The organism is Rhodococcus globerulus, assembly GCF_019334125.1.
Classification (GTDB): Bacteria; Actinomycetota; Actinomycetes; order Mycobacteriales; family Mycobacteriaceae; genus Rhodococcus_F; species Rhodococcus_F globerula.
Genome location: NZ_CP079698.1, coordinates 433,289 through 457,572, shown reverse-complemented (window position 1 = coordinate 457,572; position 24,284 = coordinate 433,289). Strand labels below are relative to the sequence as shown.

Sequence of the window (24,284 nt, the reverse complement as noted above, 5' to 3'; positions counted from 1 at the left end):
TAGGCATGAGTTCTACAGATAACGCCCCCGAAGTCACCTTCACCGACGAGCAGTGGCGCGAAAAACTGACCCCGGCCGAGTACGCGGTCCTGCGTCAGGCCGGTACCGAACGGCCCGGCGTGGGCGAATACACCGACACCACCACCGAAGGTGTGTACTCCTGCCGAGCGTGCGGCGCCGAACTTTTCCGCAGCACCGAGAAGTTCGAATCGCATTGCGGATGGCCGTCATTCTTCGATCCGGCTAACTCCGACGCCGTCATCCTGAAGGAAGACGTGAGCCTGGGAATGCGACGCGTCGAGGTTATCTGCAAGAAGTGCCACAGCCACCTCGGCCACGTCTTCGAGGGTGAGGGCTACCCCACTCCGACGGATCAGCGGTACTGCATCAACTCAATTTCACTGGTACTGAATCCCGCACAGTAGTCCTCGGGGTCCCTGAGACAGGTACAAGTGCACACAAGTCTCCCCTGCGTGGCTGGATCAGCCATCCGAGGGAGACTTGTGTGCGTTCCGGCCCCAAGCTGAAACTGGGGTGTCAGTTTCAGAAGACGACTGCGCGGTGACCTGCGATTTTGGTGTCGCGTGCAGTCGTCTTCTGACATTCCGTGTTCAGAAGTGCTGTGCACCAACCGTCTAACTGACGTTGCGGTACAGGGTTGATCAGGCGACTCCGAGCGTGTCGGCTATTGCGGTCATGGAAACGCCGGCACCTTTCATCTTGCGGGCGATTGCCCTTCTGTTTCTCATGAAGCACAGGTGGTCGGCCACCGGTTCGTCCTTGCCTTTTCGCCGCTTCCAAGCCAGCAAATGTTCCCTCCCTCAGAAGATTTCGCTCAAATTCGGCGAGAGCTCCAAAAATTGTGAAGATCAACCGGCCGCCGGAGTTGGTGGTGTTGATTTCTTCGGGGAGGGAGGCAAACCCGACGCCGATAGCTTCGAGGTGGGCAACCGTTTCCAGCAAGTGAGGAAGGCTTCGGCCGAGCCTGTCCAGACGCCACACGGCCAGCGTGTCGTCCGGTCGAAGGTGTTCGATGACTGCGGCCAGTTGCGGGCGGTCGTCTTTCGAGCCGGATGCGACGTCGGTCCAGATCTTGTAGTAGCCCGCGGCCGTCAGAGCGTCCGTCTGCAGAGTTGGGTTTTGATCTGCCGTCGATACCCTCGCGCACCCCAAAAGTGTGCTCACAAGGGCACAGTGTTGCAGAACTCAACGACAGTAAGTATTGAGAGACAGTGGGTTTTCGGACGGGTTTTGCGTGTGACTCTCGAAATTATTTGGCACGTTTTTCCCCGAATTATTTGGCACGGTGAGGCCCCGCCGGGCGAGTTGGCGGTCGACGGTCTGCTGGCACCGACCCTTCGGCTCAGCTAGCCGCGAGCGCTTCGATCAATGAATCGTAGGTTCCCTCTGCGGCGGAACTGGCTGCGTCGAGAAGGAAGTAGCATCCACACATGCACGTCGACATCGAAGGCGCCACCCAGATCGCCCGCCTCGCTGCAGAATTCGACTGGACCTGGGCCGTCGACGACCTGGAACCCTTCTGCGCACAAGCTGGATGGGAGCTCGTCGAACTCAGGCATGCTGGCGGCTCGATTCGGACGAACTTTCATGTCAGCCGGCCGACGGCGAACATGTTCGGGCGGCAACACAGAATGGATTCGATCTCGATCTTAGTCACGGATCTGGCAGATGACGCTACGCCCATGACAGTGGTGCGTCCGTTGCTGGTCGAAGGATTCACGAACCTCGATGTGGCACTTACTGCACTCCTGGGGACAGCCACGAGCGCCGAACCTGAGGCAACTATCCGGTGGGATCTGCCGAAAGCGGTCATCACACTGAACCGGGGTGTCAGTGCGATCCACCTGCATCTGAAGAGTCCGGGATATCAGGCATGAGCGGATGAGCCCGAACCGGAGTACGAGGACGAGTACGAGGACTAGCGATCGAGGTCGGCGAGATCGCATCCGGTGCGGAAACAGTACTAGTCACCGCGCGGCCCCGGCCTCATGCACTCCGGATCCGGAAGAGCCTCCAATCCTGTTCGAATTCTCCCCAGAGAACTCATAGTGCCCGACGGACTTGCCACACCGAGAAGTGATTCAGCTCATGGCCACCGATCCAGAGGACACCCACAGCGGATATCCCGCCGTCTGGGATATGGCAAGGTCAGCGGCCTCGAGCACGCCGATATTCTGGAAATCTATCCGCTAGAGCTCTATCAAACGCGGCAACACGATCGAATGAATCAACATTCGGCTGCACGTGATCGCGTTCAAGGTGCGCCGTCATCAATCCTGCTGCATCAGTGAAGTAACCATTGACGATGCACAAAGTAATTGTCGCCCGTAGAACGCGGGGGTTGATCCGGTCGTGCGAGGTTCCCGGGATCGGCTCCTCCGCCACCCGGATCAACTTCTCAATCGAGTTGCGATCGTCGAACCATTTCACAACCGCACCGGATACGCGATTCTCAAACCACTGCACGGCAATCGGGACGTCCGCTTCAGTAATCACCCACGGTGCCTTCCCCACCAACTCCAGACCCGGCAGTTCGTTGAAAACCCGATAGTCAACGCGCTCATGGAAGGGGCTGTCCGGCCTATCGCCTTTCAGCAGTGCGTCTGATGGAATTGACTGTAGTGCGTCACCTACCCTCGGAGATATCAGGAATGCAGTTCCCGTGCACCTTGTGGCACCGTCCCTCGAATAGCCGATAAGTGCTTGCACGGCAGCGATGGTATTCGGAATGCCAACAGCATCACTCTTGAACCAAAAGGCACCGTCATTACTCTCCACTAAGGGTTCATACGGCATATATCCCGCGCGCACCATTGCATCGGTCAATTCTCCCTTAACCATATTGGTAACACGGTCTCTTTTTCGAGCAGCCACAACTAACTCCTTTCAGGCGAGAGCTCCCACCACATCGATTCACCAATCCCGTCGTTGTAGCGCTCCCACCACGACCTTGCCGGATCTGTAGCCACCTCAGGGAGGTTACCTGGCGTCCGATACGCGAGGCCTAGTCACATAATTCATCCCTCCATGCCCACTGAAATTCGGTGCCGGAGTCCTTTTCCTGGCTCACTCGAGATTTGTGCGCGGTCGGTGACGATAATTTCGGCTTGACGTGTACATCCGGGAATTGCAGCCGCATCTTGTGAACGATTCGATAGCCCTCGTCGTACCACTTGAAGGGATCGATTCCAGGTCGCCACTGCGGTCGCGAGCTGAAGTGGCGGTGCAGGCCGGGCTGTGGGGCTATCCGCTGGCCCACCGCACCGAGTCGTGGCCACCGACGTTGCAGGCACAGGGCGCGGGCCACAACTATCTCCACCGGTTCGAGCGGCTCAAGACTGCGGATGAGGCTGCACATCGAATCGCAGAATCGGTGCTGAACCACTGACTGAGTCCTCGGATGTTCTGCTTCACTGCGTCAGAACGATCGACAGACAGAGAACGGCTGGAGTGATGATGCCTTCGCCGAGAGTGCAGTCGTCTTCTGAAAAATGCAGTCGCCTTCTGAAACTGACATGGGACGCCGATTACACAGCGAGCGAGGCCAAGTCAGACGAGCGATCGCGGGCGTGCGTGGGGTCAGGCACCGGAACGGCGTCGATCAAGGCCCTCGTGTAGGCATCACGCGGTGCGGTGAAGACCGCGTCGACGCTGCCGATCTCAACAACGGAGCCGGATCGCAGCACTGCAACCCGGTCCGCGACCTGGTGGACAACGGCAAGGTCGTGGCTGATGAACAGGCAAGCAAACCCGAGATCACGCTGCACCTCGGTGAACAGCTCCAGCACCTCGGCCTGCACCGACACGTCGAGCGCGCTGGTCGGCTCGTCCGCAATCACCAGCTTGGGCGTCAGCGCCAGTGCGCGAGCGAGTGCAACGCGCTGCCTCTGCCCACCGGAGAGCTGATGTGGGAAACGGTCGGCCAACGTACTGGGCAACCGAACGGCGTCGAGCAGTTCGAGTACGCGAGCGCGCCTTTCCCCCGCCGTACCGATCTTGTGGACGTCGAACGGCTCACGGATGGTTGCTGCGATCGTCAGTTTCGGGTCGAGAGACGCGGCGGGGTCCTGGTGAACAAATGCCAGATCACGGCGTAGTTCTTGCAGCTGACGGGACGGCGTTACAGCAAGATCGTGGCCACCGAACAGAACACGTCCCGCCGCCAACGGCACCAGGCCGGCAGCAACGCGGCCGATCGTGGTCTTCCCGGAACCCGACTCACCGACGAGACCGAGGACCTCTCCCCTGCGGACCGTCAGGTTCACGCCGTCGACTGCCAGAAAGGCGGGACTACCGCGCCTGGCCGGGAACTGCACTGTGGCGCTGTCGAATTCGAGCACAGTGTCCTCGGTCGACTCAGGAGTAACCGCAGCCGCTGCGACATCCTCGGGAAGGCGCGGCACTGCGGCCAGCAGTCGACGGGTGTACGGGTGGGTCGGCGCGGCAAACAGTGTGTGCGTGTCACCAGTCTCGGCAACTTCGCCATCTCGGAGGACGATCACCCGATCAGCATGCTGCGCAACAACTCCCATGTTGTGGGTGATGAGCAGGATTCCCATTCCGGTCCGCTGACGGATCCGGTCGAGCAGCGCCAGGATCTCGGCTTGCACGGTGACGTCGAGCGCGGTGGTCGGTTCATCGGCGATCAGTAGATCGGGGTCGTTGGCCAGGGCCAGCGCGATCGCAACGCGCTGCTTCTGGCCACCCGAGAGTTGGTGCGGAAAGTAATCGACGCGGCGCTGCGGATCTGGAATCTCCACCTGCTCGAGAAGTTCGATTGCGCGGACGCGAGCATCACGGGAAGAGACCGTGCGATGGGCGCGAATCGCCTCTCGGATCTGCCATCCGACACGACGGACTGGATTGAGCGCGCTCTGCGGTTCCTGGAAGATCAGCGCAACCGTCGAGCCACGCAGCCGATTCAATTCGTCCTCGGTCGCGTCGAGTACGGATGTGCCGTCAACACCGATCGAACCGCCCGCCGCGGCTCCATCAGGGAGTAGGCCGAGGATCGCGCGGGCTGTCATCGACTTACCCGAACCGGACTCCCCCACGAGAGCCACGACTTCGCCCCGACACACCTCGAGAGTGACATCGTTGACGACGGGCGGCTGCTGCCCGAAGGCAATATGCAGGTCGCGGACGGAGAGGAGAGCAGTGCGCACGAGAGGTGTCCTTGTTCGGGAGAAGAGTAGTTACCGGCGCCGGGACCGGGCTGCCAGCGCTTGCGAAATCAGGAGCAGTCCGAGGACCAGAACAACAACGACCAGAAGAGGACCGAAGACAAAATACGGCGAGTGATAGGCATTCTGGGTTCCCTCCTTGATGAGTGAACCGAGTGACGGCATCGGCGGGATAACTCCGAGTCCGAGGAAGCTCATCGCGCCTTCGATGAACACGCCGACCGACATCGCCAACGCAAGTTGAACGGTGAGGGGTTCGAGGCAGTTGGGCAGTACGTGGCGTCGCAGGATCCAGCCTTCGCTCGCACCCAGGGTTCGAGCGGATTCGACGTACGGCAGCTCGCGCACCGTCAGCACTGACGTGCGCATGAGCCTGCCGAACACCGGGATTTCGGCGAGCACGATGACAACCGAGATCGTCATGATTCCCGGGCCGATAACCATCGTCAATGCGATAGCAAGAACGATGGTCGGAAACGCGAGAATCAGGTCGAACGAGCGTTGCAGCGCGGTATCGAGCCAGACGGCGCGCGATGCTGCCAGACCGAGAAAGGAGCCGATCAGAGCTCCCAACGGGACAGCAACGAAGATCACCAGCAAATCGATCCGTATGCCGTACAGCGTCCGCGAAAATACGTCGCGGCCAACCGAATCCGTACCGAACCAATGATCACTGCTCGGGCCGAGCAGAGTCGCTCCACGTATCTGTTCGTCCGGCGCGAACGGAGCGAGCCAAGGGGCTAGCAGTCCGGCAAGGACAACAGCCCCGACCAACGCGGCGCCGATCAGTCCGCGACCGCTTCGCAGTGCTGCCCAGCGATCGTCGCGATCTGCGCCGGTTCCGTCGGCGGACTTCTCGAGCGACATGGTCATGACTGACTCCCCAATCGAATTCGAGGGTCGAGCCACGCGTTGACGAGATCCGTGGCGAGCTGAACGATGACAAAAAGAACCACGGAGAACAGCAGCATCACTTGAACCACCGGGTAATCCCGGCTCGAGATCGCGCGTTCGATGAGGTTTCCGAGGCCTGGCCAGGCAAAGATGGCCTCGACGAGTACGGCTCCACCGAGTAGATGACCGATTTGCATCCCCAATACCGTCACGGTCGACGGCAGAGCGTTGGGCAGCACCTGAGTCAGAATGATCCGTCGACGCGAAATACCAAGGGCACGAGCCGTTGTGACGTACGGCTCCGCAAGTTGACTGCGAAGCGACTCGGTGAGAAACCGGGTCAGCGCGGCCGCAATCGGAAGCCCGAGACATACCGCGGGGAGAATCAGATACTGCACCGTGATGCCCGGGTCGTCCAGGAAGCCTTTGCGGGGAATCCCGCCGGCCGGCAATACCGCCCAGACCACACCGAACAACACCACCAGGAGCGCGCCCGTCACGAAGTTCGGGATCGCGACGGCGACCGTGCCGAATGTGGTCACAATGCTGTTGAGCCACCGCCGATCGATGATGACCGACACCGTGCTCGAGGTGAGCGCTACAGCAATCGCAATCGCCAGGGCGGTGACCGAGAGGAGCAAGGTATTGCCAAGTGCGTCGAGCATCAGCGTGGAGATCTCACCGCCGAGAATCAACGACCGACCGAGATCGAAGGTGAGGATTCCGCCAAGCCACGAAAAGTACTGACCGAGTGGAGAACCGTTCAGCCCCAGCTCTTCACGCAGGGCTTCCAGAGCTTCCGGAGTGGCATCTGCACCGGCCAACACACTGGCCGGGTCACCAGGTACCAGCCGCAAAAGGGTGAAGATCAGCACCGAACCCACTGCCAGAACCAGCAGGGCCGAGGGCAGGCGCCGAAGTGCATACGAGAGCATGACCGATCACTCACTCAGATAGGCATTACTCAGGTCGAGTTCCGCCCTCTTCGACCAGTCCACATCGTGGACCGCGGCGGACATTGCGAGGGTGTTGTCTGCGTTGAGCAGTCCGATCACGACGGCGTTGTCGAGCAGTTCGTGGTTCAGAACCTGGTATGCCGCAGACGCTTCCGGGCTTTTCGGATCCGTGATCCGCCACACCGCTTCGGTGGCAGCCTGGTAATCCGCATCGATGAAATTGGACGTGTTCTTGTAGGCGTTGAACGGGTAGGCACTGGTTGGCAAGGTTGAGGGTGTGTACTGCGCAAATACGTGCGAGGTGATCCAGAGTCCGCCGTACGTGCCACCGATCAGGTTCTTGACCGATGTCGCAGCATCGATCGGTTCGATAACCGTCGTGATACCGACTGCGGCAAGGTCCGCTTGAATGATTTGCGCGATGGATTCCGACTCACTCGATCCCGCGGTGTAGCTGATCGGAATGACCGGGATGGCGCCGACCTCGGCGACGAGGGCCTTTGCCTTGTCGACGTCATGGTTGTACGTGGAGTTGAGGCTCGCATCGAACGCCGGCGAGTATTCCGGCCACGGCAGGTTGTCGGAATTGCCATGCCCTTGATAGACGTCTTCGAGTAGGCGTTCGCGATCCACGGCATTCGCGATTGCCTGGCGGACGCGAACATCACCCAGGCCCGGAGCCTGCACGTTCGCGCCGATGTACCACGTGCGCAACACGCCGGTCTGGTCCACGACCTCGAAATTGGAGTCGGCGGCGAGCATATCGGCGTCACGCGGAGCTGCGTTGAGCAGCAAATCCAGCTGTCCTGACCGAAGTTGCGACACCCGTGTCTGCGAGTCGGGAACAATGACGTACTCGACGCCGTCGAGGTTGGGCGCACCACCCCAGTACTGCTCATTGGCCTCGAAGGTCATTCCGCTTCCGGGTTGCCAGTTTGCGAAGGTGAAAGCTCCGGTTCCGTTGTAGCCCTTCCCCGAATCGAAGTCGGCCATGGTGTTGCGGTCGATGACGGGCACGACGTCGAGCAGATCGAAGAAGTTACCCGCCGGATGCGCGAGAGTAAGCACAATCGTGTGATCATCAGGCCTGGCGTAGTTGGTGATCAGCTGCGCAGTTCGCGCGAGCTGTCCGGAACGCGCTGGGTCCGCATAGGTTTCGAGGCTGAACTGCACATCGTCGGACGTCATCGGGCGTCCGTCGTGGAACGTGACATCGGGCCGCAGCGTAAGCGTGATCGTCAACCCGTCATCAGACACCTGCCACGATTCGGCAAGCGCGGGCTGGGGGTCGAGGCTTCCTGCCGGGTAGGTAATCAGCGTGTCGTAGACAAGCCCGGAGAGCGCAGCATTTACCGGTACGCCCGAAAAGAACGAGGCCGGGGTCAGATCCCCACTGTCGCCGATCCGCAGCACACCGCCATCTACGACCTCCGTGCCGGCGGCCGCCTGATCCACTGCCGAGCTACATCCCGTCACGGTGAGTGCACCGAAGAGAGCAACGGCGACTATCCCTCGCAGGGAGGGACGTCTGAGGACGGAGCGGCTGTTCACGGAGAAACCTTTCGAGGGGCCCTGCACGGGCAGGTGCTGCTGTTGATCGGGATGAAAGATCGTGCTGCTCGCGGACAATGGTTCGTGAGCAGCTGGGAGAAGCGCAAGGTGACGTCAGAGTCAGCGAGCCGGGATGGGAGCTTCCGGAGCAACCTCGATGCGATGAATTCGGCGGGGCTGATCCGCGTAGTCGTAGATCGCATTGTGCTGGACAAAGTGGTTGTCCCAGATAGCGATTTCGCCAACAGTCCAGCGGCGGCGGACCGTGAATTCCGGCCGGATCGACACTGCCTTGAGTACACCCAGGATCGCGGCGCTCTCTTGTGCGTCGAGTTCGTTGATGTGGCTGGTGAACAGATCGTTGACAAAAAGCGCTTCGCGTCCGGTCTCGGGATGCCGGATCACCAACGGGTGATCGGCTTCGGGCACGTTCTCCCTCGGTGCGATGCGGTGTTTGGCAGTCAGGCCGTAGAGGAGTTCACGCAACGGCTCCGACAAAGCGTCGAGTGCGTCCGACTGGTTGGACCACATGGTGTCGCCGCCGAACTCCGGAAGGACCTGCATGTGCAGAACACTGAACCTCGACGGCGCGTCGCGCCAGGACACGTCGCAGTGCCAACGATTGGCCTGGTACGCGCTTCCGTTCTCGGTGCCGATCACGCTGATCTCGCGGTAACCCTCGTCGCCAAGGTTCAACAAGTGCTCGTGTGGGAGAACAACCTCACCGAAGTGCTGCGCAAACGCGCGGTGGATCGCCGGATCGAGGCCCTGTTCCGGAAAAAAGAGCACGCTGTAGCGGTACAGCGCGTGCTTGACCAGTTGAACATCGGCGTCCGTCAGTGAGTCCACTCGCAGGCCCCGGACTTCGGCGCCGATCTTGCCGGCGAGGGGCACGATTGTAGTTGTCGTGGGTTCTGCGATTGCGGTCATCAATCTTCCTCGAAACATATACGTGGGTGTGCACATCGGACTGCGTTCAAAGTAATCAATGTTTCTTATTTTGAGCATCGTTAAAATTTCGATGATTTAAGCATTGACAGACGTCAGCTTGGTCGATATCCTGCCAGCAACTCACGCAGAGAATTCACCAATGCTCTTGCAGTCCGGCTATATTCGACCCGACGAGTCCAGCCGCAACACTGTCGCCGGTAGGGTCGACCAGTGTGACCTCAAAACGTGGCCGATACCGCGCGGGAGAACAGACACGCGTACAACTCATCGAAACCGCGGAGCGGCTTTTTGCACTCAGCGGCTATGAGGGCGTCTCCATCTCTGAAATCCGCATCGCGGCAGGCCAGCAGAATGCATCGGTAATCGCCTACTACTTCGGTTCGAAGGAAAATCTGCTGCACGCGATATTCGCGTACCGCCTGCCCGACATCAACGCAGACAGACAAGCAATGATGCTCCGAACAAGCTCACAGGGCGCGAATATGACTACGCGCGAGGCATTATGGGCAATTGTGCAACCCTTGGCCAACAGCATCAGCCCCGACAACCACTACGTCGCACTACTCGATCGGTTGATGGAGACGGAAATCCTCGGCCGCGTCTTCACCACCGCAGATCCGACTGTGACAACAAGCGGATCCGCCGTCAACCAGAGCCTCAACGACAGCCTTGTCGAACTTGCGGAAGATGTTCGACTGCAGCGCATTCAGATCGTTTACACCAGCTATCTCCGGGTATTGGCGGGTTACGACAGACGCGGCACCCGACCCACCCATGCTGAACTGTCCGCTCTGATCGACGGATGGGAAGCACTACTGCGAGCTCCGGTTTCCCAGGAAACTCTCGACGCCCAGAAGGAAGCCCAGCTGAACCCGACTTCATCGAGTCACTGAAGGCGTTGATGCTTCGGTGCGCAGCGTCAAACGCTGCACCCCGAAGTCTCTTGCAGGCCCACTAACAGTGCCGCCTTCTCGTGACACTCACTCCACGCTTGTCGGCGGCCAGTTGAAATCACTCGGATCGAAACGGATCCATTCCGATCCATATGCCGTGATTCGACCGTCACTGGGCGGTCACTTTCGTCGATCCCGCATTCCATTACCGTGCGCAGCGACGGCCACTCGCCGAGCACATATGAAATCGAATCCAACACTGCCACAATATATTCAAGCGATATTTACCGCATTAACGGGCCTGGTCCCGTAAGCCAGTGGATCGCGGCGTTCGATGCGGGAGACTACTCCAACGCCCTTCATACGAAACTCGGGATAGACCCCGAATCCTGACTTCCTGTTGTCGCACTCCACACCCCGCGGCATGCGCTTGCCGATACTATTCGTGTCGAATTGATCTCATCGTCTGCGTCAGGATGGACACTACACATGGCACACGACATCAAGACTTCATCCCTTCATGTTCGTGAGGTGTCGTGGTCCCATCCTGATGCCGAGGCATTACGCGGCGAAATGGCTGCCGAAGTGGGGCCACGCTACTCCGATCGCGTATCCACCACGGACCGTGCCGCCGCAAATTCGGTTGACCCACAATCAGTTCACCTGACTGTGGTGGCGTACGCCGACGGCAGCGAAGCCGAAGAACCACAAGCAGTAGGTCATGCCACGCTTCGCTGGAACGGCGCCGATCTGGAGTTGAAGCGGATGTACGTCAGGCCCTCGCATCGCGGCTCCGGCGTATCCACGCTCCTGTTGGACGCAGTCGAGGATGCGGCCAAGCAGGCTGGTCGGCCACGGCTGATTCTCCAGACCGGGGACCGTCAACCCGATGCAGTCAGGTTGTACGAAAAGAGCGGATACTCGCGGATCCCGATCTTCTCGCCCTATGAAGTAATGCCGTTTTCGAACTGTTTCGAGAAGGCCTTCGTACAACCCCGCAGCTGAGCTCGGCTTCGCTGACGATCACGTCCGCGATCACGAGCTGGTTGTAGACCTGGCGCCGTTCATCACCGGCCGGCTCCCGCTCGAAGAGACGATCTCGGAACGGCTGCAACGATTGTCGTCAGGTTGTGATCGGGCGGGGCACCTCGGGTCCCACTGCGGTAAGCGCCCCAGGTGTCCTCCCCTTTCCCCACCCGATCTTCTCCCGGTAGCGTCCGATGTGATCGCGCTCGATCACATCGGCACTTCCCACTGGTGCCGATTGCGGATGCACGTACAAGGCATCGGTCGGGCAGTATGCCTCGCACATGAAGCACGTCTGGCAGTCCGATTGGCGCGCGATCACGGGAACACCTGATGGCGTGCGATCGAAAACATCTGTCGGACAGACTTCTACACACTTGTCGCACCCGATGCAGTCCGGTGCTGACACCAGTTCGATCACGACGCCACCAGTGTTGCACCGGCGGGATCGACCGTAGTGGTCCACACCGTGTCAAGTCCTCCGGTCAAGATGTGATGATGCTGCGCGACGTCGAGTTCGGGGAAGTCGTCTCTCTTGCTCATCCCCCGAGTTTCAGTCCGCACCAAGGTCGAGTGATACATCCACCGACCCACAGCGGTGATCGCCGCCGCCTGACGAGCTGCCATCCGTTCAGCGGGCGCGCCACCCAGACCCACACTCGCTGCACTCCAGAGCAATTCGAGTTCGTCGAGCGCCGCCGACACTCGATCTCCGCTCCGCAAGTAGTTCTTGTCGAAGGGAAGCAATTGCTCCTGAGCAGCTTTCACCACGTCGACAGCAGTCAGTCGAGAGTTGGACGAGGGACGTAGCCCTACCGTCCCCGCTCCGCGGAGACCGATCCTTGATCCACGCCCCACCGACCGCGCGTACCTCGCGGCACCCGACCCTGCCCATGAACCGGACGACATCGCCCAGGCCGCGTTGTGGCTGCCACCGCCGGTGAACCCACCGCATATACGTTCGCGAGTTGCAGCGTCCCCAGCAGCGAACAGTCCGGGGACAGTCGTGGCGCAATCGTCGTCGACGACGTTGATTCCACCAGTACCGCGCACGGTCCCCTCTGCGAGCATCCCGACCTCGAACCTTTCTGTGAAGGGGTCGATTCCGCGGCGATCGAATTGCAGGAAGAAATTGGGCTGCCCCATCCTCATTCGACGCTGCACCTCGACGTCCGCACGGTCGATCTGCGCGAAGACGGGTTCGGACTTCAAGGTTCTCGCGATGACAGATCGCCCCTTCGCCGAGCCGGCCCCTTCGAGTACGCTCCCGTCAGCATGGAAAAAGGTTGCGTAGGCGTAGTACGCCGTCTTCGTGATGGTGGATCCGGCCGCAGCAATTCCGTATGCGTTGGAGAACTCCATTCCGGAGAACTCGGCCCCCACCTCAGCTGCCATCAGTGCGCCGTCACCGGTATCGACGTTGGTACCCAATGCGCCTGAGAGAAAGGCACATCCGCCGCTCGCGACCACGACAGCACCTGCGGACACTCGATAGTCGTGATGCTCGTGACGCCGATATCCGCTGGCGCCCCGCACACAACCTTGTTTGTCCACCAACAACTCCAGCGCGGGCGAATGGTCGAGAATTCGCACTCCGGCGCGGCGGATCCAGGCGCGCATTCTGCGCATGTATTCCGGCCCCTGCAGGCCGGTGCGAATCTGCTCACCGGTACGCGCGTCGACGGGGAACGGGTATCTGCCTTCTACCGCCAGGAGGTCCATGTTGGTATACGTCTGCTCGAGGACGCGGTCCATCCAATGGTGATCGGCGAGGAATCCGCCGAGTGCCTCACGCCCTGCTTTGGCCTTTGCGCGCGCCGCAGGTTCGGGTTCGACGTACCAGACACCTGTGCCCGACGGCGCAGTCGCCCCGCTCGTCCCGCAATACCCTTTGTCGACCAGGACGACGTCCGCACCGGCCTCGGCGGCACGCAACGCTGCCCAGGCGCCGGCGGGACCACCACCTATTACCAGCACATCGGTGGAAACTTCGAGGACGTCCGTCACTGGTCTGCTCCTGTCAAAGGTCTACACGACTGAACCTGATACCGCTATGTTTCTCCAGCGAACGCTGCAGTGCCACAATCAGGATCATCGTGAATGCAACCGGCTCTGCCCTTACGTCGACGAAGTGTGGACGAAAACGCGTACGCACGGACGGAGTCACCTTTGGGACGCAAAGGAATTCGCAGGTTCACGCAGATCGAGGTGATCGCGCAACGTGACTCCGCTGTATTCGGACCGGAAAATGCCCCGCTCCTGAAGAACCGGAACGACAAGGTCGACGAAGTCCTCCAGCGATCGAGGCAGGACAGCGGGGATAATCGTGAATCCGTCCACAGAGCCGCTCCGCCACCAGGTTTCGATATGATCAGCCACCTGTACAGGATCACCGATTACCACACGATGACCGCCCAAGAATTCGGTCAACAGATGACGAACAGTGTGGCCGGTCAATGCTGCATAATCGGCGAGCGACGTGAAGAATCCTTGGGGGCCGACACGACCGGACGGCAGGTCCAGCACATGCGCGGGGAGCGGCGAATCCAGGTCGAACTCTTCGTCCGGGAATCCCAACCACGATGCGAGCCGGCGAACGGGTGCACTCTCTGGACGAAGGCGCGCTTGAAGTTCGTCGAACTTCTCTCGCGCCGCGTGTTCGGTCTCTGCAACGATCGGCACCAGTCCGGGCAGAATCCTGATCTGATCCGGATCGCGGCCGAGTGCAGCAGCTTTCGACCTGATCTCCGTGGAGAACTCTCCTGAAGCGTCGAGTCCGAACTGGGTGGCATAGATCGCCTCGGCATGGGCTGCGGCGAATTCCCGCCCTCGAGAGGAGGATCCTGCCTGGACCAGAACCGGTCGTCCCTGTGGCGACCTCGTGACGTTGAGCGGGCCGGCAACGGAGTAGAACTCGCCTCGGTGCTCGACAGCGTGTACCAGATCCGGATCTGCAAAGCGCGCGTTCTCTTGATCACCGATCAGAGCGCCGTACTCCCAACTGTCCCACAATCTTTCGAGAAGTTCTACGTATTCCGCTGCACGGCGATATCTCTCGTCGCGTTCCGGAAGGTGGTCGATTCCGAAGTTCTTGGCCGCATTCGGCTCGAACGTCGTCACCACGTTCCATCCGGCACGACCACCGCTCACGTGATCCAGCGAGAGAATTCGACGAGCAAGGTTGTACGGCAGATTCAGGGTGGATGACACAGTGGGAATCAGACCGATCCGGGTGGTGGACACCGCGAGCGCACTGGTCAGTAACACCGGGTCGAGGGAGGCCGCCGGTCCACGGCCGATGCCCGGGTGCTGGACCGGGATATCCGGGAACAGCAACGCATCGAGTTTGCCGCGCTCGGCGGTCTCGGCGGCGCGGCGGTAGTGGTCGAGAGTGACAAAGGCGCTGGGATCGAGTTCCGGGTCGAGCCAGGCCGCCGAGTGGTAGCCCGCGCTACCGACGTTGACGAAGAAGTGCAGCGAACGACTCATCACGCCACCACCTGTTCGACGTGCGACGACGGAATCGCATGGTGAGGAGCGGCCAACCCGAGATGTCCACGAAGCGTGGTGCTGTCGTAGTCGGTGCGGAAAACACCGCGGCGCTGCAACTCCGGCACGACGTGATCGACGAAATCGTCGAATCCGCTCGGGAGCACGTCCGGCATCAGGTTGAATCCGTCGGCAACGCCTTTGTCCACCCAATCTACGATGGCATCGGCTATCTGTTCCGGAGTGCCGGTGACGATCCGGTGTCCGGCACCTCCGCCCAGTCGCCTCAACAGCTGCCGAACGGTCAAGCTCTCGCGCCGGGCGAGACTGACCGCGATCTTGTAGAACGTCTGCGATCCACCCGCGTCGTCCGGATCGGCCAAGAGCTCCCACGGCAACGAACCGTCGAGAACCAAGCTCTCGCGAGGAACTCCCAACTGACCCGCCAGGCGGTCGAGCGCGTACTCGGGAGGCACCAATTCGGCCAACAGCTCACGACGCTCATGAGCCTCGGCTTCCGTACTGCCGATCACGGTCGACAGTCCAGGCAGGACGATGACGTCCTCGGGCCCTCGGCCGTATCCGCGCGCCCTCGCCTTCACATCGTGGTAATACTCCCGAGCCTCGTCCTCGGTCTGCGCCGCTGTGAAGATCACCTCGCCGACCCTGGCCGCCAGTGCCCGTCCGTCTCGCGAGGCACCCGCCTGCACAACCACCGGCTCACCCTGTGGTGACCGCGGAACGTTGAGCGGGCCTGCCACGTCGAAGTGTTCGCCGTGATGGTCGGTGCGGTGAATCCGTGTGGTGTCGGCGAACACCTGGCCAGATTTATCCCCCACCAACGCGTCGGGTTCCCAACTGTTCCAAAGCTTTCGTACCACTTCGACGAACTCTGCCGCACGTTCGTACCGCCGGCCGTGATCGGGCTCGTCGTCGAAACCGATATTGCGCGCTGATTCCCGGCCCGCCGTGGTGACGACATTCCACCCTGACCGTCCGCCGCTGAGTTGATCGAGCGTCGCAAAGCGTCTTGCCACGTCATACGGATCGTTGTAACTCGAAGACAGGGTGCCGATCAATCCGATCCTGGACGTCGACGCGGCCACCGCAGCGAGCACCACCGACGGTTCGAGACTGTTGAACGGCCGATAGCGCAAATCTTCCCGGATCGCCGGACCGTCGGCGAGAAATACTGCGTCGAACTTAGCGGCCTCGGCCTTGCGCGCGATGTCCACATAGTGTGCGAGGCCGAAACTCGCCAGCGGATCGGTTCCCGGAAGTCGCCAGGAACCACCGAACACACCGGCGTTGAGGATGTTGACGTTGAGATGGACCTGACGGGTCATCGATGTTCGCCTCCTTCGTAACTGAATACATGAAATCCGCGACCTGAAGGACATGGGTACCGATCGCGGCAGACTTCACGACGCGAGACGCAGCGGTACCGCAGCCATCCTCAGCGCGCGGATCGCCGCAGCCACCGCCGGTCGCTCGAGCGAGGCCTGACGATACGTCACACCGATCTCGCGGGCTCCGTTGGCGACAGGGCAGGCAACGAGGTGCTTGGCCGACTCCGGCACAGCCATCTCCGGCAGCACCGTCACACCGAAACCGTGATCGACCATCTCCGCCATGGCACTGAAGCTTGCCGAACGATGCTCGATTCGTGGGGTGAACCCGGATTGCCTGCAGGAGAACATGATCGACGCAATCGACGGAGCACCGTCCTTGGCCGCAATCCAGTCGGCATCGGCAACTGCTTCGAGACCGTACAGCTGAGCCCGCTCACGCAGCGGTGCCGGCGCCAACAGCACGAGCGGATCGGTGAACAGGAACTCCGAGCTCAATCCGACGGGGAGTTCGCTCGTACGAAACGAATACGTGTAGGTGATCGCAAGGTCGACTTCTTGTTGCCTCACTGCCGGTACGGAATCGACCGGTACCGCGTCCACCAATCGGACTCGCAGACCCTGATGTTCCCGATGAAGACGGGTTGCTGCGGGAATCGCGAGTCGGGTGAGAGCGGTGGTAAACGTCGCGAGGGTGAGGACACCCGTGACCGATTCACCGGTGGCCGCGACAGCGCTTTCAGCCTCCTCGAGCGCAGCGATGATGCGTGCGGTGTGGTCGACCAGAACCCGGCCGGCATGGGTGAGGCGCAGGACTCGTCCCTCCCGACGCGTGAGAACTGTGCCGACCTCCTCTTCGAGGAGACGCATCTGCTGGGAAACTGCAGATGTCGTGATTCCGTGACGTTCGGAGACCGAGGTCATCGTCGTCAGTTCCGCGAGGTCGTGGAGCAGAATCAATCGTCGTATGTCATACATGATGTGTCCTCGCGGCCAGGCAATTGAGCGGAGCGCCCGATAACACATTGTGCTGGAAATCCCGGCGCCTCCACAGAGTTGGGATCACCGGGATTCGAGCAACCTCAGCGCGAAACACTCGGAAACAACAGACCGAAGTTTCAGATTGCTACAGCTGCAGTTGAGATTTCAGAAGTAGCTGATCGGTGGCGGCAACTCCCCGTTGACCTCGTAAGCTCCGAGATAGCGCAGTTTGTAGCTTCCGGGATTGTGCGAGGACAGCGTCCGGGCATTTCGCCAATGTCTGTCGAGATTCTTCGACTGGCTGGTGGTGGATGCACCGCCAGTTTCGAACAACAACCATCCGGCCTTGCCGGCGAGTTCGTCGGCGATCACCTTCGCATTCGAGACATCAAGAGCAGCAGCCAGTCTCAGTTCGGCGCGCTCGTCCGGATCGGTTGCCCGCACCGCCGCGTCCAGCACCTGGGCTGCGGCGCGCACTGCCGATGTCACGGCAAACGAGTACGCCGATATCTGCCCGATCGTATGGTGCACCACCGCCTCCCCCGATGGATGGTCGGCTTGACCGTGAAAATAGTTGCGACTACGGGCGTTGACTGCCTCCACGGAATCCGCGACGATGCTGCGAACGATTCCGGCGATGACCGTCGTGAGATACAACTGCGCAAACGATGCCTCGTATTTGTCGACGGACGGACCGTCTTCAGGAAGGACCTCGTCGTCGCGCACGATCACGTCGAAGTATCTGGTCGAGCCACTTCCGGTGAGTCGCTGGCCGATTCCGTCCCAGTCATCTGTCCGATCGATACCCACCCGCGTGGCGGGAATCGCCACGGTCACCGGTTTTCCGGTCTCCCAATTCCCCTTCACAACCAGATAGTCCGCGTACAGGTTGCCAGTGGAGTAGAACTTTTCACCACGCAGAAGAAGTTGGCCGTCCTGCTTACGCACGGTGGTTGTGAAGTCCGCCTGGGCGTCGCCTGACGTGGGCGTGGTCCGTTCACCGTACGATCCGAACACCAACGTACCGCGCGCTGTCTCTTCGAGGAGTCGTCCTCGGATTCCGACGACCGGCAGGGAGAGTGCATTCTCGACGAAGCCGAAGTGGTTGCGCAGCGCATGCGCGATGGACGGGTCCGCGGAGGCCAGATCAGCTACCACATCGAACAATTCGACGAGACTGATGCCGTGGCCGCCCGCCTCGACAGGTAGACGCAACGCGCCTATTCCTGCCTGTTTAAGTTCGTCCACCAAACCGTAGGGGATGTCGTGGTGACGATCTCGGTCGGATGCTCCGACACGTATCTTCGAGAAGAGTTCGGCCAACCCGAGTCTGCGTGTTACCGGACCTGGATCGATCGGACCAGGTGGAAGCGGATTGGTGGGCGTTTCGAGCGTGGACGTCATGACGCAACTCCGATCGTACGGCTGTGGGTCCTGTGATCGTCGAGCAGTTCCTGCCGGTGAACATGCGGTACGGCGGCGACAAGTGCACGGGTGTAGTCGCTGCTCGGATTCCCCAGTACCTGCTCGACGGCTCCCGACTCCACGGTGCGACCGGCCCGCATAACCGTGACATCGTCGGCCACCAGACGCACGACTCCCAGATCGTGTGTGACGAACAGGTAGGTCAGCCCACGTTCGGCTTGAAGATCGACGAGCAGTCGTAGGATCTGGGCCTGCACCGACACGTCGAGCGCGGAGACCGCCTCGTCGAGGACGAGCACTTCCGGGTCGGCGGCGAGTGCGCGAGCGATGGCAACTCGCTGACGCTGACCACCCGACAGTTCCGCCGGTTTGCGAAGCAGATACTCAGGGCCGAGTGCAACGGCTGTCAGCAGGTCGGTCACCCGCGCGCGGATCTCCTTGCGGTCCTTGGCGATCCCGAAGGTTCGCAACGGCTCTGCGATGGTGCGCTCGATCGTGAATCTGGGGTCGAGCGAGGACATCGGATTCTGATACACCAGCTGGATCCGTCGACGAACAGGGTGCAGTGCCCGATTCGACAATCCCGAGATCGGGTCGTCGTGCAAGTACACCTTTCCGAGATCCGGAGTCGTCAACCCCACCACGGCGCGGGCCAGCGTCGACTTCCCGGCGCCGGATTCCCCCACCACCGCGTGCGTCGTTCCGCGGCGTAGCCGTATCGAGACGTCGTCGAGCGCGGTGAAGACATCACGCGCGCCGGTCGCGTCGACCACTGAGAAGTACTTGGTGATCCCGTCTGCTCGGAGTACCACCTCCCCGCTGTCGCCATTCACCGTGTCGCCGTTCGCCGGTTCGACGCCGACGTCTGGCGCCAATCGGCCGAGTTGGAACGACGGTGCGGCCTCGAGCAGTTGCCGCGTGTACGGGCTCGCCGGATCGCCGACCACCGATTCGGTAGTGCCCTGCTCGACGATCGTTCCGCCCTGCATGACGATCAGACGGTCGGCTCGCTCCGCGGCGACCCCCAGATCGTGAGTGATGAGCAGAATGCCCAAGCCGAGTGTGGAGCGCAGGTGCTCGAGGTGATCGAGGATCACCTTCTGCACTGTCACGTCCAACGCCGATGTGGGCTCGTCCGCAATCAGCAACTCCGGATCGTTCGCGAGTGCGATGGCGATCAGAACACGTTGCTTCATACCTCCCGAGAGCTCGTGGGGAAACTGCGAGTACAACCGCTCCACGTCCGAAAGTCCGGCCAGACGAAGCTTTTCCAACGCCACGGCCTTGGCTGCTGACTTGCCTATACGTCGGTGCAGACCGACAGCATCGAGTACCTGAGTGCCAACGCGTTTGACAGGATTGAGCGAGTTACCCGGATCTTGCGGAACGAATCCGACGAACGGACCCCGAACCTTGGCCAGTCGCTTGTCGTTCCAGCCGGTGGTGTCCTCCCCGCGGAAGCGAATGGTGCCGCTGTCGACCCGCGCCGACGACGGAAGTAACTGCAGCGCAGAATGAATGGTGGTGCTCTTTCCCGAACCGGACTCACCCACCACCGCCACGAACTCGCCGGCCTCGACGTTCAGGCTCACATCACGCACGGCCGCGACGGCCCGGCCTCTACCTCTGACATAGCTGACGCTCAATCTGTCGATCGCCAACAGCGGCGTCGACGTCGGGGCCGGCTCGGTACCGACAGGTGATTCGAGAAGCTCGGTCATCGCGACTCTCCTAACGACTTGCTGATTCGATTGGTGGACAGGACTACTACCGCGATCACGATTCCCGGAAAGATCGCGATCCACGGATACACGGCCAGATAGTCGCGGCCTTCGGATACCGCCAGCCCCCATTCGGGCTGCGGCGGCGGCGCGCCGTAGCCGAGGAAGCCGAGCGCTGCGACAGCAAGGATCGCCGCACCGAATTCGAGCGCAGCCAGAGAAAGGACCGCGGCGAGTGAATTGGGAAGAACATGCTGCAGAACAACCCGTCCGAACTTCGCCCCGGATCCGTAAGAGGCTTCGACGAATTCGGTGTGCGCCACTTTGAGAACCTCGGAGCGCATGACACGAGCGAAGGCTGCGATGGCGGTGATTCCGACGGCGACCGCCACGTTCAGTGTTCCGTAGCCAAGCGCAGTCACGACGGTCATCGCCAGGAGCAGGCCGGGAATGGCAAGCAGCACGTCGACAAAACGCATCACGACACCGTCCGTACGCCCACCGATGAAGCCACTGAGAAGACCTGTCGCGGAGCCGATGACAAAACCGACAGCTACTGCGACCAACGTCGCCGTCAACGTCGTCGACGTTCCGTAGATGGTGCGTGCCAACAGGTCACGTCCGAGCCGGTCGGCGCCGAACGGGTGCTCGAAACTCGGCGGCGCAAAGCTCGCGTCGACGTCACCGTCATAGGGGCTCTTGCTCGTGAAGAGACCGGGTACGAGCGCCCACAAGATCACCACGACGATGACAATCCAGGACAAGGCCAGGCCAGGCGCAGACACGATCTCGCGTGCTCGGCGGCGCAGCCCGGCCGAGTACCCCGGCGATGGCTCCTCCGTGACCACCGTGCGGGGGATGTCGACTACTGCGGTCATGAGAGCACCAACTCCTGCTCGACGGGCTTCTTCTGCGCGGAGTCGACATCCTTGGCTGACACACCCGACCTCGAATTGAGCACGGCAGTGCGCAATCTCGGATCGAGCAACGGATAGACGATGTCGACCAGGAAGTTCACCGTCACGAATACCAAGGCTGCGAACACGACTGCCGCCTGGACCAAGGGCACGTCCTGGGTCCGCACCGCGGTCTCCGTCAACCTGCCCAGACCGGATCGTGAATAGATCGTCTCCACGATCACCGCTCCCGCCAGTAGGTTGCCGAGGGTGATGCCGGCAATTGTCAGAGCCGGAAGCGCGGCGTTCTTCACCACGTCGTTGACCAGAACCCAGAGCCGCGTTCCGCCCTTTGCCGTCGACACCGCGACGTACGGTGATCCCAATCCGATGGTGAAGTTCTTCACCAGCAGCTGGGCGATGGGAGCACTGACGGGGATCGCCAAGGTCACCGCCGGCAGAATCAGCGAAGCGACGCCGTCATTGCCGATCGACGGAAACCAGCCGAGCTGAAACGAGAACACCTGCAAGATGACCAATCCCACCAGGAAGACCGGGACGGATACTCCAAGTGCCGGGATGCTTGCGAGGGTGTTGGCCAACCATCGATTGCGCGTGTAGGCCGCACCGAGTGCCAGTGCAAAAGCAAAGACCACCGCCATGGTCAGTGCAACTGCGGCCAGTATCACCGTCTGCGGCAGGACCTGGGCGATCATCGACAAGACAGGTTCACCCGTCCGCGTCGACTGTCCGAAGTCACCCTGCACGGCGCGCAGCAGACGAGTGAAGTACTGCTCGAATACCGACCCGCTCATTCCCAGCTGATCGCGGACCACATCCTTCTGCGCATCACTGACCAGGTCACCGTCACTTGGACTGAACATGACATCGACAGCGTCGTAAGGCAGTACGTAGAGAAGCACGAACGTGAAAGTGTAAGCAGCCCAGATGACGAAAAGCGATTGGCCCAGTTTGGCCAGCACGTAACGGGTCATGGCTCAGCTCTTCTCGATCCACGTGTCGTAGAAGACATTCCGCGACTGCGCTTCGTAGCTGATCCCGTGTACCTTCGGATCTGCCGCCGTGACCTGAGCCGGGTTGTACACCGGCGAGGTCAAGGCTGCGGTGTCGAGGATGAACTCCTGCGCATCTGCCGCCGCCTGCGCGCGCGCCGTCGGATCGAGCGTGGCGCTCACTCCGAGCAGAACGTCGACTGCCTGCTGATACAGCGGATTGTCCTTCGCAAGCTTGCCGGCGTTGGAGAACAGCGGAGAGTACGTCTGTTCGAGGACTGCGACATCGGCGCGACTCGTGTTGGCGACCTGAATGTTGTAGACGCCGGACTTCTTCGATTCCGCACTGAAGTCGGGGATCGGGAGAACCGCCAGATCGAGCTCGATACCGATCTTGGCCAGGTCCTGCTGAATCAGCTCGTACGCGGGCTTGTTGACCACCAGATTGTCGATGCCGAGAAGCTCGAGAGTGAGCCGCTTTCCGTCACGCTCACGGATACCGTCGGCACCCGACTTCCAGCCAGCCGCATCGAGGATCTTCGCCGCCTCGTCCTGGTTCTCGGTCAGATCGGCACTGAAGTCCTTCCATCCGGGAACCCGCGAGGAGATCGCCGAGGTCGACACCGCGTAGCTGTCCGTGAGCACGGTCTTCTTCAGGGCGTCACGACTCCAGCCCAGATTGACTGCCTTGCGCACAGCGATGTCGTCGGTCGGAAAGACGTCGGTCTTGAAGTCGAAGGCGATGTCGCGTCCGGGAATCAGTTGGGAAACAATCTGATACCCCTGCGCCTTCAGCGGCGCCTCGTCCGTCGAATTGACATCGAGGATCGCGTCGACCTCACCCGACTTCAGCGCACCCGTCCGAACGCTTGCCTCGGGAATCACCGCAATCTCCACCGTGTCGAGGTACGCCTCGCCGCTGTGCGCTCGACTCGCCGGTGCCCAGTCGTACCCTGCCCTCTTGGTGAGCACCGTCTTCTCCTGGTAGATCTGCTCGGTCACGGTGTACGGACCGGTGGTGACGATGTTCTGCGGGAGCGCGCGGTCCGCTTTGCTCAGCTGGAGTGTCGAGTGTCCGACTATTCCGGAGAAATAGTGCGAAAGTGCATGCAGGAAACCGGCATTCGGCCGATTGAAGGTGGCCTTCACCGTCAGTGGATCGATCACTTCGCTGCTGACGAACCCGACCCAGTACGCGGTCACCGCGGGAACGCCGAGTGCCTCGTTGCCGAGCCCGAGAATATCGAAGTTCTCCTTCACCACCGCAGCGTCCAGTTTGCTGCCGTCGTTGAAGGTGACATCGTCACGCAGGTGGAACGTGAACGCGGTCAGATCGTCGTTGTACTCCCACGACGTCGCGAGCCACGGTTCGATCTCTCCTGTCTCAGGGTTCTGGTAGGTCAGTTTGTCGCTGGTGTTGCTGGTGATCAACGACTCCGGATAGCTACTCCCGGAATGTGGATCGAGGTTGGCCGGGGCATCGAGAACCGCGAATCGCAGTGTTCCACCGGAGACCGGATCACCTCCCTGCGCCGAAGCGACCTTCGCCTGCGCAGAGCATCCGGTGGCCGCGATACCGACTGCAAGAAGAAGTGCGCCGACAGCGCGCCAATGGCGGATAGATTTCACGAAAGTGCTCCTATTGTGCGGTTTTTCAAATACACCGATGCGCGAAACGGCAGACGACACCCAAGGGGACTGACTGCCGTGGGCATCATGTGAGTGGACGAAGTGCGCCCGGAGTCGGGGCGCAACGAGGTGAATCTCGATCAGGAGTGGGTCAACAACTGAGACAACACAGCAGCGGACGTGCGTGGACCACGCCGTCGCTGCTGCTGTGGCGACCGAGATCGCCGTCGTTGCTGTTGGACACGTCTAACTCCTGATAACCGAGCCGATCATGTGCGATGCCGAACGCATGCACTGCTGTCACGT

At 61.0% G+C, this 24,284-nt stretch carries 21 protein-coding genes; 4 read left to right on the top strand and 17 right to left on the bottom strand.

The features are described 5' to 3' along the window. The first annotated feature begins 5 nt into the window (after positions 1–5). Entirely contained in the window at positions 6–425 is a 420-nt protein-coding gene (gene msrB, locus KYT97_RS02020; RefSeq protein WP_045067462.1) for a peptide-methionine (R)-S-oxide reductase MsrB, read from the top strand. A 118-nt stretch (positions 426–543) separates the two neighbouring features. On the opposite strand, the gene KYT97_RS02015 is transcribed toward msrB, so the two are convergent. Next, a complete protein-coding gene (locus KYT97_RS02015; RefSeq protein WP_245005993.1) occupies positions 544–1,185 on the bottom strand; it encodes a recombinase family protein in 642 nt (213 codons plus the stop codon). A gap of 266 nt (positions 1,186–1,451) precedes the next feature. On the opposite strand from KYT97_RS02015, the gene KYT97_RS02010 reads away from it, so the two are divergent. Continuing rightward, positions 1,452–1,898, top strand: a complete 447-nt coding sequence (locus KYT97_RS02010; protein ID WP_219111657.1) for a DUF6301 family protein — start codon at positions 1,452–1,454, stop codon at positions 1,896–1,898. A 271-nt stretch (positions 1,899–2,169) separates the two neighbouring features. Here the strand turns inward: KYT97_RS02010 and KYT97_RS02005 are convergent, their stop codons facing one another. The 6 genes from KYT97_RS02005 to KYT97_RS01980 form a co-directional block, all read right to left on the bottom strand. Then, positions 2,170–2,895 carry a hypothetical protein gene (locus KYT97_RS02005; RefSeq protein ID WP_219111656.1) on the bottom strand — a complete coding sequence of 242 codons (726 nt, stop codon included), beginning with the start codon at positions 2,893–2,895 and terminating at the stop codon, positions 2,170–2,172. A 653-nt stretch (positions 2,896–3,548) separates the two neighbouring features. Further along, a complete protein-coding gene (locus KYT97_RS02000; RefSeq protein WP_219111655.1) occupies positions 3,549–5,186 on the bottom strand; it encodes an ABC transporter ATP-binding protein in 1,638 nt (545 codons plus the stop codon). 30 nt (positions 5,187–5,216) lie between these two features. Then, a complete protein-coding gene (locus tag KYT97_RS01995; RefSeq protein ID WP_219111654.1) occupies positions 5,217–6,077 on the bottom strand; it encodes an ABC transporter permease in 861 nt (286 codons plus the stop codon). Continuing rightward, positions 6,074–7,033: an ABC transporter permease gene (locus KYT97_RS01990; protein WP_033234725.1), complete on the bottom strand. Its 960-nt coding sequence runs from the start codon at positions 7,031–7,033 to the stop codon at positions 6,074–6,076. The genes KYT97_RS01995 and KYT97_RS01990 overlap by 4 nt, the downstream gene beginning before the upstream one ends. 6 nt (positions 7,034–7,039) lie before the next feature. Next, entirely contained in the window at positions 7,040–8,605 is a 1,566-nt protein-coding gene (locus KYT97_RS01985) for an ABC transporter substrate-binding protein (RefSeq protein WP_219111653.1), read from the bottom strand. 120 nt (positions 8,606–8,725) lie between these two features. Beyond that, on the bottom strand, positions 8,726–9,535 hold the full coding sequence (locus tag KYT97_RS01980; protein ID WP_219111652.1) for a TauD/TfdA dioxygenase family protein: 810 nt from the start codon (positions 9,533–9,535) through the stop codon (positions 8,726–8,728). A 233-nt stretch (positions 9,536–9,768) separates the two neighbouring features. On the opposite strand from KYT97_RS01980, the gene KYT97_RS01975 reads away from it, so the two are divergent. Further along, positions 9,769–10,449 (top strand): TetR/AcrR family transcriptional regulator, encoded by a 681-nt coding sequence (locus KYT97_RS01975; protein WP_219111651.1) that lies wholly within the window; start codon positions 9,769–9,771, stop codon positions 10,447–10,449. A 489-nt stretch (positions 10,450–10,938) separates the two neighbouring features. Next, a complete protein-coding gene (locus KYT97_RS01970; protein WP_219111650.1) occupies positions 10,939–11,454 on the top strand; it encodes a GNAT family N-acetyltransferase in 516 nt (171 codons plus the stop codon). A 118-nt stretch (positions 11,455–11,572) separates the two neighbouring features. Here the strand turns inward: KYT97_RS01970 and KYT97_RS01965 are convergent, their stop codons facing one another. From KYT97_RS01965 to KYT97_RS01920, 10 genes are all read right to left on the bottom strand, one after another. Next, positions 11,573–11,896: a 4Fe-4S dicluster domain-containing protein gene (locus KYT97_RS01965; protein WP_033234730.1), complete on the bottom strand. Its 324-nt coding sequence runs from the start codon at positions 11,894–11,896 to the stop codon at positions 11,573–11,575. Continuing rightward, the gene (locus KYT97_RS01960; RefSeq protein WP_219111649.1) at positions 11,893–13,482 is read right to left on the bottom strand and encodes an FAD-dependent oxidoreductase; all 1,590 of its coding nucleotides are present in this window, start codon (positions 13,480–13,482) and stop codon (positions 11,893–11,895) included. Before KYT97_RS01960 ends, KYT97_RS01965 begins: the two co-directional genes overlap by 4 nt. Positions 13,483–13,638: 156 nt before the next feature. Next, positions 13,639–14,964 (bottom strand): NtaA/DmoA family FMN-dependent monooxygenase, encoded by a 1,326-nt coding sequence (locus KYT97_RS01955; RefSeq protein WP_116104049.1) that lies wholly within the window; start codon positions 14,962–14,964, stop codon positions 13,639–13,641. After that, the gene (locus KYT97_RS01950; RefSeq protein WP_219111648.1) at positions 14,964–16,310 is read right to left on the bottom strand and encodes an LLM class flavin-dependent oxidoreductase; all 1,347 of its coding nucleotides are present in this window, start codon (positions 16,308–16,310) and stop codon (positions 14,964–14,966) included. The genes KYT97_RS01955 and KYT97_RS01950 overlap by 1 nt, the downstream gene beginning before the upstream one ends. A gap of 75 nt (positions 16,311–16,385) precedes the next feature. Continuing rightward, on the bottom strand, positions 16,386–17,291 hold the full coding sequence (locus tag KYT97_RS01945) for a LysR family transcriptional regulator (RefSeq protein ID WP_033234734.1): 906 nt from the start codon (positions 17,289–17,291) through the stop codon (positions 16,386–16,388). Between the two features lie 168 nt (positions 17,292–17,459). Continuing rightward, the gene (locus tag KYT97_RS01940) at positions 17,460–18,698 is read right to left on the bottom strand and encodes an acyl-CoA dehydrogenase family protein (protein WP_219111647.1); all 1,239 of its coding nucleotides are present in this window, start codon (positions 18,696–18,698) and stop codon (positions 17,460–17,462) included. After that, positions 18,695–20,440, bottom strand: coding sequence for a dipeptide ABC transporter ATP-binding protein (locus KYT97_RS01935; protein WP_219111646.1), 1,746 nt, complete (start codon positions 20,438–20,440; stop codon positions 18,695–18,697). The genes KYT97_RS01940 and KYT97_RS01935 overlap by 4 nt, the downstream gene beginning before the upstream one ends. After that, the gene (locus tag KYT97_RS01930) at positions 20,437–21,318 is read right to left on the bottom strand and encodes an ABC transporter permease (RefSeq protein WP_219111645.1); all 882 of its coding nucleotides are present in this window, start codon (positions 21,316–21,318) and stop codon (positions 20,437–20,439) included. The genes KYT97_RS01935 and KYT97_RS01930 overlap by 4 nt, the downstream gene beginning before the upstream one ends. Beyond that, on the bottom strand, positions 21,315–22,331 hold the full coding sequence (locus KYT97_RS01925) for an ABC transporter permease (protein WP_095886108.1): 1,017 nt from the start codon (positions 22,329–22,331) through the stop codon (positions 21,315–21,317). The genes KYT97_RS01930 and KYT97_RS01925 overlap by 4 nt, the downstream gene beginning before the upstream one ends. 3 nt (positions 22,332–22,334) lie before the next feature. After that, on the bottom strand, positions 22,335–23,978 hold the full coding sequence (locus tag KYT97_RS01920) for an ABC transporter substrate-binding protein (protein WP_033234736.1): 1,644 nt from the start codon (positions 23,976–23,978) through the stop codon (positions 22,335–22,337). Positions 23,979–24,284: the final 306 nt, after the last annotated feature.